The sequence below is a fragment of the Micromonospora sp. NPDC093244 genome, assembly GCF_040683695.1.
Taxonomy (GTDB): domain Bacteria; phylum Actinomycetota; class Actinomycetes; order Mycobacteriales; family Micromonosporaceae; genus Micromonospora.
Map to the genome: position 1 here is coordinate 1,771,866 of NZ_JBFBEO010000002.1, position 10,643 is coordinate 1,782,508.

Genomic DNA, 10,643 nt, shown 5'->3' on the forward strand with positions numbered 1-10,643 from the left:
GTCGATGACATTGAGCACCTCGACACGGGCCTCCGCGCTCGTGCGGCGGCGCCTGGTCGCCGGGGTCGCAGCCGGCCTCCTGGGAGTGGGCGCGGCCCTCGGCACCGGCCTGACGGCCACCGCGAGCGCGGCCGAGCCCACCACGATCAGCAGCGTGATCCTCGGCGTCGGCGCCAACGAGACCCAGCGCATCGTGACCTGGTACTCCTCCGCCGACACCGCGCAGAAGATCCAGCTCGCTCCTACCGCCGAGATCGTCAACGGCGAGTTCCCGGCCGGCGCGCTCAGCTTCGACGCCGTCGGCGCGGCGAACACCTCCACCACCGGGTTCAACCGGCACGCCACGATCAGCAACCTGCGGGAGAACACGGCGTACTCGTACCGGGTCGGCGCCGAGGGCAGCTGGTCCCCGACGTACGCCTTCAAAACGCAGGACTTCGAGGGCGACTACGACTTCCTCTTCTTCGGTGACCCCCAGATCGGCTCCTCAGGCGACCGGCTGATGGACCAGGCCGGTTGGGAGGACACCCTGAAGGTGGCCACCGCGGCCAACCCGAACGCCGAGCTGCTGGTCTCCGGCGGCGACCACGTCGAGTCCGCGAACGACGAGGGCCAGTGGACCTCGTTCATGGCGCCCGACCAGCTGCGTCAGTACCCGGTCGTCGCCACCATCGGTAACCACGACGTCGGCGGCAAGTCCTACGAGCAGCACCACTTCACCCCGAACACCGACCGCACCGCCCCGTACTACGACAACGGGAACCCGGCGGGCACCAAGTCCGGTGGTGACTACTGGTTCGTCTACAAGGACGTGCTGTTCATCGACATCAACAGCAACAGCTACAAGCTGCCGACCGACGGCAGCAACGCAGGCGACGCCGCGCACGTCGCGTACATCACCGACGTGGTCAACAAGCACGGCTCCGAGGCCAAGTGGAAGGTGCTGGTCTACCACCACTCCATCTACTCGCCGGCCAGCCACGCGACAGACACGGACAACAAGCAGCGTCGGGAGGACTTCACCACTGCGTTCTCCAACCTCGGCATCGACATGGTGCTCCAGGGTCACGACCACAGCTACTCCCGTAGCTACTCGATCAAGAACGGCCAGAAGGAGAACCCGGCCGAGAAGCCGGGTGCCGCGGACGTGTTCCCCGGCCCGGGCGGCGTCATCTACGTGACGGCCAACTCGGCCTCCGGCTCGAAGTACTACGACATCAAGAAGCCGGACAGCACCGGAACGGGCATCCGCGGCAACGGTCCGGACCCACTGGACCCGGACAAGTACTGGTACAACTCCGTGCAGAACCAGGAGCACGTCCGCAGCTACGTCAAGGTGCAGGTGCGCGGCGACAAGCTGGTCCTGGCGAACGTCCGCAGCGGCACCTGCGCGGCGCCGAACGCGGCGGTCGAGAAGGGCCTCTCCTGCGTCAACACCCCCGACGGCCAGCCGGTCGGCTCGATCGTCGACAACGTGACGGTGCACCCGTTCCACGGTGACGGCCAGTCCATCCAGGTCAACGTGCCGAACCCGGCTCCGGGCGAGTTCGGTTGGACGATCGACGGCTACAACGGCCTCGTCGACCTGGGTACCGCGCAGGAGCGTGACGGCGCCTACTTCGAGGCGACCGGCAAGATCAACCCGATCCTCGTGACGGACAGCCGCCGCTCGCTCGCCCCGTGGTCGATCTCGGCAAGCGTCGGCGACTTCCAGGACGCCGGGAAGACGTTCTCCGGCTCCTACCTGGGCTGGACCCCGTACGTGCTCGACGGTGGCGCGGGTGCCGAGGCCGGCGCCGCGGTCCTGTCGTCCTACGACGACCAGGGCAAGGGCCTCTCGGTCTCCAGCGGTCTCGGCGCGGCCGCGCAGGGTCACCCGCGTGGTGGCGCCAAGCTCGGTGCCGACCTGGATCTGAAGATCCCGGACAGCATCGCGAAGGGCAGCTACCGGACCACCCTCACGATCACTGCTCTGAGCAGCTGACCTAACCGTTCCATCCGGCGGGGTGGGCACCTTCGGGGGCCTGCCCCGCCACCCATGTGCGACCCTCCCAAGATCACCTCAAGGAACCGACATGTATCCGTCCGTAACCCGCTGGAAGACACTCCTCCGTACCACCGCACTGTCAGTGCTCGCGGCCGTCGCTGTCGTCGGTGTCGGCGCCGGCCCCGCCTCGGCGACGGACGGCAACGTCGCCTGGACGGTCCGGACGGCCTCCAACGGCTACGGCGAAGCCCGGTCCAGCTACAGCTACAACGTCAATCCCGGTGGCGCGGTCGAGGACGCCATGGTCGTGGCCAACCGCGGCCCGGCGCCGCTGACCCTGGCCGTGTACGCCGCCGACGGTTTCACGACCGAGGCCGGTCAACTCGACCTGTTGACCAGGGACAGGAAGTCGGTCGCGGTCGGTGCCTGGGTGAAGGCGAAGGCCGGGAGTGTGGTGGTCCAGCCCGGGAAGACGGCGCAGGTCCCGTTCACGATCAGCGTGCCGGACAACGCCACGCCCGGCGACTACGTCGGCGGCATCCTCACCACGCTGACGCAGGCCGATAAGGCCGAGGGCATCAACGTCGACAGGCGGCTCGGCATCCGGATCAAGCTGCGGGTCGGCGGCGAGCTGAAGCCGAACCTCGCCATCGAGGACCTGCACGTGACGTACGACGGCACGTCCAACCCGTTCGGCAGGGGCGACGCCACCATCACCTACACGATCCACAACGTCGGCAACGCCGCGCTGTCCGGGCAGCAGGCGGTCTCGGTCTCCGGTCCGTTCGGCGTGCTGCGGGTCCGGGCCGGTGACGTCGCCGCCCCGCCGGAGCTGCTCCCGGGTGAGAGCTGGGACGTGACAGTGCCGGTACGCGACGTGGCTCCCGCCGTCCGGCTCGCGGCGACCGCCACCGTCACTCCCCTGCTCACCGACGCGTCGGGCTCCACCACCTCGCTCAAGCCGGTCCAGGTGACCGCGCACGGCTGGGCTTTGCCGTGGATGCTGCTCCTGGTGCTCGTCGTGCTGATCGCCGTGGTCGTCGGGGCGTACCTGTACCGCCGCCGCAGCAGGGCGCGGCGCACGGCGCGCGAGGACGCCCGCGTCCGCGACGCCGTCGCGCAGGCCCTGGGCGGTCGGGAGCCGCAGACGTCCTGATCGTCGGTCGTCCTGATGGGTGAACGCCAGCCGGCACCCGGCCGGGCCGGGCCGCGAGCCGGCATGCTGCGACGGTGACGCCGGCCCGGAGAGGGAATCCACATGGTTGACGGGGACGTGCCCGAGCAGATGCAGGCTGCCGCCTTCGACGCGTTCGGCGGGCCGGAGGTGATCACCCTACGAAAGTTGCCGGTGCCGGACATCGCCGACGACGAGGTGCTGATCAAGGTCCTGAGTGCCGGCGTCGGAGTGTGGGACGTGTACGAGCGGCAGGGCATCCTGGTGCCGGAGGGCTCCGACCTCCCGATCGTGCCCGGCTCCGACGGTGCCGGGACGGTCGTCGCGGCGGGCGGTCGGGTCACCAACGTCGGGGTGGGTGACCTGGTCTACGCCTCCGCCACCGCCCGGCCCAAGGGCGGCTTCTACGCCGAGTACGCGGCGGTGCAGGCGCAGTACGCGGCGAAGGTGCCCGACGGTGTGCCCGCGGAACACGCAGGTGCCATGTCGACCGACGCGTTGACCGCGCTCGCCGGGCTCGACGCGCTCAGCCTGTCGCCCGGCGCCTGGTTGCTGATCTTCGGCGCGAGCGGCGGTCAGGGCCACCTCGCCGTGCAGCTGGCCAAGCGGCAGGGGCTCAACGTGATCGCCGTGGCCTCCGGCGCGGACGGCGTCGCACTGGTGACCCGCCTCGGCGCCGACGTGTCCCTCGACGGACACGGCGACATGACCGACGTGCTCGCCCGGATCCGCGACGCGGCACCGGCCGGGGTGGACGCCATCCTCGCGATGGCCGCCGGTGAGACGCTGGACCGGCTCACCGAGGCACTCGTCGACGGTGGAGTGGTCGCGTACGCCCACGGCGTGCGGCCGGAGCCGCAGGAGCGACCCGGTGTCGTCGTCCGGGCCTACGACGGCGAATCGAGCCCCCGACAGTTGCAGCGCCTCAACGAGCTCATCGAGGCGGGACCGTTCGTCGTGCACGTGGCGGAGACGTTCCCGCTCGGCAAGGTGCGGGAGGCACACCAGCGCCTGGAGACCTCCTACCTGGGCAAGCTCCTGCTGACGGTGGCCTGAGCACTCAGCGGGTGCGCTGCTGCGGCACGCGTACCGAAGCCATGCCGGCCGCCGTCGCGGCCTGGATGCCCAGGTCGGTGTCCTCGAAGACCAGGCAGGACGTCGGCGGTACGCCGAGGTGCTCGGCCGCGAGCAGGAACGCCTCCGGGTCGGGCTTGGCACGCGTGTAGTCCTCCGCGCAGACCAGCACGTCGAATCGGTCCAGCAGACCGAGCGCGTCGAGGGAGGCGGTGACCGACGCCCGGGAGCTGCCGGAGACGACGGCGAACGGCACCCGCCGGTGCGCGTCGTGGATGTGCTCCACCACCTCGGGCACCGCGGCGAGCTGCGGCAGCAACTCCTGGTAGATGCGCTCGCGGCTGTCCACCACTGTCGCCACCGGCATGGCCAGGCCGTGCCGCTCGTTCAGCTCGACGATGATGTCGGCTGTCGGACGGCCGCCCCAGGCGTAGAAGAGGTCCTCCGGGAACTCGCAGCCCCACTCCTCGAGTGCCCGCTGCCAGGCCAGGTAGTGCAGCGGCATCGAGTCGACGATCGTGCCGTCGCAGTCGAACAGGTACGCCGCGAACTCGCCTGGTGGCAGGGGAAGACTCATCGGCGAAGGGTACAGCGGCGGGTCCGGTCAGTCGCCGGTGACGGATGCCAGCCGGCGCAGCAGGTGCGCCCGCTCCGGCTCGGTCCCCACCAGCGCCAACGCGCTGCGGTACGCCGCCGCGGCCTCGTCGTGGCGGCCGAGCCGACGCAGCAGGTCCGCCCTGGTCGCCGGATAGAGGTGGTAGCCACGTAGACGTGGATCGTCGGCCAACCCGTCCAGCAGGGCGAGCCCGGCGTCCGGCCCGTCGCGCATCGCCACGGCGGCAGCCCGGTTCAGCGCCACGACAGGCGAGGGGACCATGGTGAGCAGCACGTCGTAGAGCGCCACCACCTGAGGCCAGTCGGTGCTGGCCACGTCGGCGGCCTCGTCGTGCAGCGCGGCGATGGCGGCCTGCACCCCATACGGCCCGGGCGCCGGTCCGGTCAACGCCACGAGGACCAGCGCCCGCCCCTCGTCGATCATCGCGTGGTCCCAGCGTGTGCGGTCCTGGTCGTCGAGGAGGACCACCGCCCCGTCCGGCCCGGTACGGGCGGCACGCCTGGCGTGGACCAGCAGCAGCAACCCGAGCAGACCGGCGACCTCCCGCTCGGCGGGCAGCAGCCGGCGCAGGATCCGGGCCAGCCGGATCGCCTCCTCGGCGAGGTCGGTGCGCTGGAGATCGGGGCCGGAGCTGGCGGCGTACCCCTCGGTGAAGATCGAGTAGACGGCCTGGAGCACCGTGGGCAGACGCCCCGGCAGCTCGTCGGCGCCCGGCACCCGGAACGGGATGCGGGCATCGCGGATCTTCCGCTTGGCCCGGACGAGACGCTGGGCCATCGTGGCGTGCGGGACCAGGAAGGCCCGGGCGACCTCCGCCGTGGTGAGACCGGCGAGGAAGCGCAGGGTGAGCGCCCCACGGTCCTGGGCGGGCAGAGCCGGGTGGGCACAGGTGAAGAAGAGCGCCAACCGGTCGTCGGGCAGGTCGGGGTCCGCGTCGGCAGGCGGCGCGGGGTCGGCCCGCTCGGCCTCCGCCTGGAGTACGGCCAGGCGGGTCGCCAGCACCCGGTCCCGGCGCAGCCGGTCGACGGCCCGACGGCGGGCAGTGGTCAGCAGCCAGGCGCCGGGCCGGCTCGGGACACCATCGACAGGCCAGCGCACCAGCGCCGCCTCGACCGCCTCGGAGGCGACCTCCTCGGCCAGGTCGAGGTCGCCGAAACGGTGCACGAGCGAGGCGAGCAGCCGGCCGTGTTCCTCGCGGAACACCGCCTCCACGGACCCGGCTGCCGCCTCCGCACCCGCCCCGGTCAGACCTCGACCTCGATCTCGGCGACCGGCCGCACCTGCACCGACGCGCCGCCGGTGGCACCCGGGCTGCGGGCCGCCCACTCCAGCGCGACGTCGAGATCAGGCACGTCGATGATGTCGTACCCGCCGAGCACCTCGCGGGTCTCGGCGAACGGCCCGTCGGTGATCGCGCGCTCGCCGTCCGGGCCGACCTGCACTGTCGTGCAGGTGGTCAGGTCCTGCAGGGGGTGCCCGGACACCCAGATCCCCGCGTCCTTCATCTCCCGGTCGTACCGGATCCAGTCCTCGAAGGTGCACCCGTTGCCGGCCTCCCCGTCGGTCGCGGGGCTCATGAACAGCAGCATGTACTTCACGTCTCGGCTCCTCTCGGCGCGGCGGGCGGTCCGCCGTACAGCATGACGACGAACGGCCACCGGGGATATCGACACGGCCTCCGGAACTTTCACGGCCGCGCCGGCCGCGCCGATTCGACATGTGGGTCGCGTCTGTCGACGCGCCGCTCGTACCAGGTCACAGCGATCAGGAGCAGGGCGAGCAGGGCCAGTTCGGCAAGTGCGTCCAGGGACCGCGCGACAGGTAGCAGGACGAGCGGCAGAACGGCGACCACCACCTGCCCCCGACGCACGGTACGCAGGGTCAGCCGGCGGAAGAGCAGCCGGGCGAGCAGGTAGAGGGCGGCCCCGCCGTAGAGGGCGGTGGCGGCGGCCCAGCTCAACCGGGTGGGATGCGACGGCTCGTCGGCGAGGGTGCCGAGGACCTGCTCGATGCCGAGTGCCACGTAGATGGCGCCGATGATCAGAGGGGCGTGCGCGAGACCGTACGCGTCGCCGGCCACGTCGGAACGCCGTTCGTCAGGCACCAGCAGTACGGAATTCCGCGCGGCGGGCGCCAGCCGGTCGAAGTACAACCACCACAGGCAGACGGTGATGACCAGGCCGAGCAGGGCTGCGACCAGGGCGGTTCCGGTCGGCGCCATCGACCTCGTCGTGGTGCCGGCGGCGATCAGCGCCTCGCCGAGCGCGATGATGAGCACCAGCCCGAACCGCTCGGTGAAGTGGTCCAGGCTGCGCAGTGGCCAGGGGCGGTAGGCGGAGGCGACGCGGGCTCCCCCGATGTCCATCAGGAGCGCCACCGTCCACAGGACGGTCTGGGCGACGCCGCCGAGCAGCGCGCCGCCGACGAGCGGGAGCCAGGCCGCGGTGACCGGCACGGCGAAGAACCGCAGGGTCGAGCGCAGCGGCGGATCGGTGACGCTCGCCCAGAACAGCACGACGAGCTGCACCGCCCTGGCGGCCAGGTAGGCCAGGGCGAGCACGAGGGGCGCGTCGAGGAGTTCCGGACCCTGCCGCCAGGCCTCCGGCAACACGAGCGCCGCCACGAAGATCGCCGCCATCGCCAGCAGGGTGGCCGCGCGGGCGGGCCCGACGTCCGCGCGGACCAGGTTCCCCAACCAGAGGTACGGGCCCCAGGAGTAGATCAACAACAGCAGGAGGAGCAGCCCCTGGGCGAGGGTGAGCGCCGTCGGCGGCTGTGCCATGAACGTGATGACCCGGGTGAGCGCGAACACGAATACCAGGTCGAAGAAGATCTCGAACATCGTCGTCCGGTGCCGGTCACCAGTCGGCACCGGACGAACGTCGAAGATGCCCCTCATCTCCGCATTCTGCGCCAGCTTCGGCACTCGCCGACGGGGATCACCTGCGGCCCGCTCAGGCCGACGCCTCCGTCCGGCGCCGGCTGCGCTCGGCTCGCCGCCGCACCTGTTGGTACGCGCCGGTCAACCCCATCGCCCGTCGTACCTCCACCAGGGTCCGGCGGACCTCCAGCCGGGTCCGTTCGGTGCCCTCGACGATCAACCGGTCGACCAGCCCCCGGTCGGCCTCGATCTCCGCCCGACGTTGCCGGATCGGCGCCAGGAACGACTCCAACGCGACGACCAGCCGCTCCTTGACCTCCACGTCGCCGACCCGCCCTTCCCGGTAGCGGCGGGCCAGGTCCGCCACCTCGTCCCGGTCCGGGTTGAAAACCTCGTGGTACGCGAAGACAGGGTTGCCCTCCACGGTCCCCGGTACGTCCGCCCGAACCCGGTTCGGGTCGGTGTACATGCCGAGCACCTTCCGACGCACCGTCGCCGGATCGTCGGAGAGGGCGATCGCGTTGCCCCGGCTCTTGCTCATCTTGGCCGCCCCGTCGGTGCCCACCAGGCTGGGTGTCTCTGCCTGGATCAGCTCGGGCACCGGGAAGACCGGACCGTAGAGGTGGTTGAACCGGCGCGCGATCTCGCGGGTCACCTCGACGTGCGCGGCGTTGTCCCGACCGACCGGGACCACCTCACCCTTGACGCAGAGGATGTCCGCGGCCTGGAGCACCGGGTAACCCAACAAGCCGTACGGCATCTCCTCCTTGCCGGCGTCGCGGGCCATGTCCTTGAGCGACGGCACCCGCTCCAGCCGGGGCACCGTCACCAGGTTCTGCAGGAGGGTGTTGAGGTCGCCCACCTCCGGGATGGCCGACTGGAGGTAGAACGTGGCCCGCGCCGGGTCGACGCCGGCGGCGAGGATGTCGGTCACCATCTCGCGGGCGTTGGCGGAGACCTGGTCGATGTCCTCGCGGCGGTTTCGGGTGGTCAACATGTGCAGGTCGGCGATGATGAAGAAGCTCTCGTACCGGTGGTGCAGGCGCACCCGGTTGGCGATGCTGCCGACGTAGTGGCCAAGGTGCAGGCGACCGGTGGGCCGGTCGCCGGTGAGCATGCGTGCGACGGACATGGTGGTGTGCCTCTCGTGCGGAAGGTGGGTCACGCGTGGGCGCGCGCCGAGCGGGGCGGGTTGGCCCTCTCGGTCAGCGGGATCGACTCAGCTGGTCGCCCGCCATCGCGCGCCGGCGCGGAACCGCAGACCACCGGCACGGAGGACATCGAGGAGTTGCTCACGGCCATCACCGGAGCTGGATGCGAACCGGGGCGCCACACCGAGCGGGAGGCCGTCGACCAGATCGACCGCCTCCGGCTCGCAGCTGCTCACCCGGACCACTACCTCACATTACCCGCGGTGCCTCTCCTGGCGGGGCAGGTAGTGGTCCGTGTAGTACCTGCCGACGCGGTCGCGGTACTCCGGGTCGGCCGACTCCGGATCGAACGGCGGCGCGTCCTTGATCTCCTGCCGGGTCAGGTCGACGTGTACGGCACGGTCCTGGTGGTCCACCCGGACCACCGTGCCCGCGGGCAGCAGCACCTTGCGACCGAGGATCCACGGCCCGGTGTCCACCACCAGGTAGCCGGCATCCACCTCGTCACTCGCCTCGTCGACGGCGCCGATCCGCCCGTCGCTCGCCTGGACCTGGTAGCCGACCAGGTCGACGGGCGTACCCGGGCCGGGTGCGTCCGGGCCCTCACGCCCATCGCCCGGGTCGTCCGGCGGGCTGGTCGAGGGAGTGGTCTGCGTGTACCCGCCGGCCAGAGCGGACGGGTCACGCCAGGCCCAGGGATTGAAGATCGAGGGTTGCACGGGGGCACCTCCGGGGACGGTTTTCACTGTCCCGCTACTCAGTGCCCAGCCTGGCGGTGCCGAAACGAGCCGGGTCGCCGTCCGGCCCGGTGACCAGCACCGCTGGCATACTCGGCAGCCATGGTGCTGTCGCGCGGGTGGTCTGTCTTCCTGGTCGGGGTCGGGATCTGGGCCTGGGTGATCTGGCCGAGATTCGCGGTGGCCATCTGGCAGGACCCACGGGCCTGGTCGGCCGGCACGGTCGGAGACGGCACGCCCACCAGCTTCCTCTGGGTGCACGCGCTGTTGATCGCTGCTTCGCTGGTCATCGGTACGACGGTCGGCGTGCTCGGCATCCGCTCATGGCTGGCCGTCCGCCGCAACGCCGCATCCTGAACTGCGAAAACGTCGTTACAGCAGGAGTGTGACGCGGGACGCTACCCGTCGATTTGACGATCAAACCCGTGGACGCGTAACTTTCTCTCTGCCAGCGCGGAACGGGGCAAACGGGACGAAGATCCTGGAGCACCGGAACGGACTGGCAGCCGGGTCAGGCAGGGGTTCGCTCCTGCGGGACACGGTCCGGGCGGGGCTCGCCTGATCTGCCGCGAGGCGGATTTGGCGCAGCGGAACCGACCGGGTAAGGTTCACGACCGGCAGGGCACCGGGCGAGCCTGCGGGAAACCGCAAGCGGCCGGCCTGCCAAATCCGACGACCTGACGCAGCGGTTCGCTGCTGCGTGAGTGCGCCGGCGCCAACCCGTACGAAGCATGACAGACCGGGACACACGGTTTGACACGGTGAAGACGGTGAGGTAACGTAGTAAAAGTCCCCGGCGCGAGAGCGGCGGGGACGCAGAGCAGAAAAGCCTCGGGCTGGTGCCACTGAGTGTGGTGTTTGGTTCGGTGTGTGGTTGTTCTTTGAGAACTCAACAGGGTGCTTGTAAAGCCAGTGCCAATTATGATTTATACCCCGGACTGGTCAGTTTTTCTGGCTGGTTGGGATTCCTTTGGCAACATTTGTTTGTTGCCGGGACAGCTGTTCCACAATTTTTTGTTGGAG

General features: G+C 70.4%; 11 protein-coding genes. 5 read left to right on the plus strand and 6 right to left on the minus strand.

The annotated features are described in order from the left end of the window. Positions 1-4: 4 nt before the first annotated feature. The 3 genes from AB0N27_RS18560 (at position 5) to AB0N27_RS18570 (ending at position 4,217) form a co-directional block, all read left to right on the plus strand. On the plus strand, positions 5-1,984 hold the full coding sequence (locus tag AB0N27_RS18560; protein WP_364370556.1) for a metallophosphoesterase family protein: 1,980 nt from the start codon (positions 5-7) through the stop codon (positions 1,982-1,984). Between the two features lie 91 nt (positions 1,985-2,075). After that, the gene (locus AB0N27_RS18565; RefSeq protein WP_364370559.1) at positions 2,076-3,143 is read left to right on the plus strand and encodes a DUF916 domain-containing protein; all 1,068 of its coding nucleotides are present in this window, start codon (positions 2,076-2,078) and stop codon (positions 3,141-3,143) included. A 102-nt stretch (positions 3,144-3,245) separates the two neighbouring features. Then, entirely contained in the window at positions 3,246-4,217 is a 972-nt protein-coding gene (locus AB0N27_RS18570; protein WP_364370562.1) for an NADP-dependent oxidoreductase, read from the plus strand. Between the two features lie 4 nt (positions 4,218-4,221). Here AB0N27_RS18570 and AB0N27_RS18575 read toward each other — a convergent pair whose 3' ends face one another. The 6 genes from AB0N27_RS18575 to AB0N27_RS18600 form a co-directional block, all read right to left on the minus strand. Beyond that, positions 4,222-4,812 (minus strand): HAD-IA family hydrolase, encoded by a 591-nt coding sequence (locus AB0N27_RS18575; protein ID WP_364370565.1) that lies wholly within the window; start codon positions 4,810-4,812, stop codon positions 4,222-4,224. A gap of 27 nt (positions 4,813-4,839) precedes the next feature. Next, the gene (locus AB0N27_RS18580; RefSeq protein WP_364370568.1) at positions 4,840-6,063 is read right to left on the minus strand and encodes a sigma-70 family RNA polymerase sigma factor; all 1,224 of its coding nucleotides are present in this window, start codon (positions 6,061-6,063) and stop codon (positions 4,840-4,842) included. A gap of 32 nt (positions 6,064-6,095) precedes the next feature. Further along, entirely contained in the window at positions 6,096-6,440 is a 345-nt protein-coding gene (locus AB0N27_RS18585) for a YciI family protein (protein WP_364370850.1), read from the minus strand. A 98-nt stretch (positions 6,441-6,538) separates the two neighbouring features. Beyond that, complete coding sequence (locus AB0N27_RS18590) at positions 6,539-7,750, minus strand: low temperature requirement protein A (RefSeq protein ID WP_364370571.1); 1,212 nt, start codon at positions 7,748-7,750, stop codon at positions 6,539-6,541. Positions 7,751-7,805: 55 nt separating this feature from the next. Continuing rightward, positions 7,806-8,864, minus strand: a complete 1,059-nt coding sequence (gene trpS, locus AB0N27_RS18595; RefSeq protein WP_364370574.1) for a tryptophan--tRNA ligase — start codon at positions 8,862-8,864, stop codon at positions 7,806-7,808. 273 nt (positions 8,865-9,137) lie between these two features. Continuing rightward, positions 9,138-9,602, minus strand: a complete 465-nt coding sequence (locus tag AB0N27_RS18600; RefSeq protein ID WP_364370577.1) for a PRC-barrel domain-containing protein — start codon at positions 9,600-9,602, stop codon at positions 9,138-9,140. A 120-nt stretch (positions 9,603-9,722) separates the two neighbouring features. On the opposite strand from AB0N27_RS18600, the gene AB0N27_RS18605 reads away from it, so the two are divergent. After that, positions 9,723-9,977 (plus strand): hypothetical protein, encoded by a 255-nt coding sequence (locus tag AB0N27_RS18605; RefSeq protein ID WP_364370580.1) that lies wholly within the window; start codon positions 9,723-9,725, stop codon positions 9,975-9,977. A gap of 482 nt (positions 9,978-10,459) precedes the next feature. Beyond that, on the plus strand, positions 10,460-10,643 hold a 184-nt coding region (locus AB0N27_RS18610), incomplete at its 3' end, for a hypothetical protein (RefSeq protein WP_364370583.1).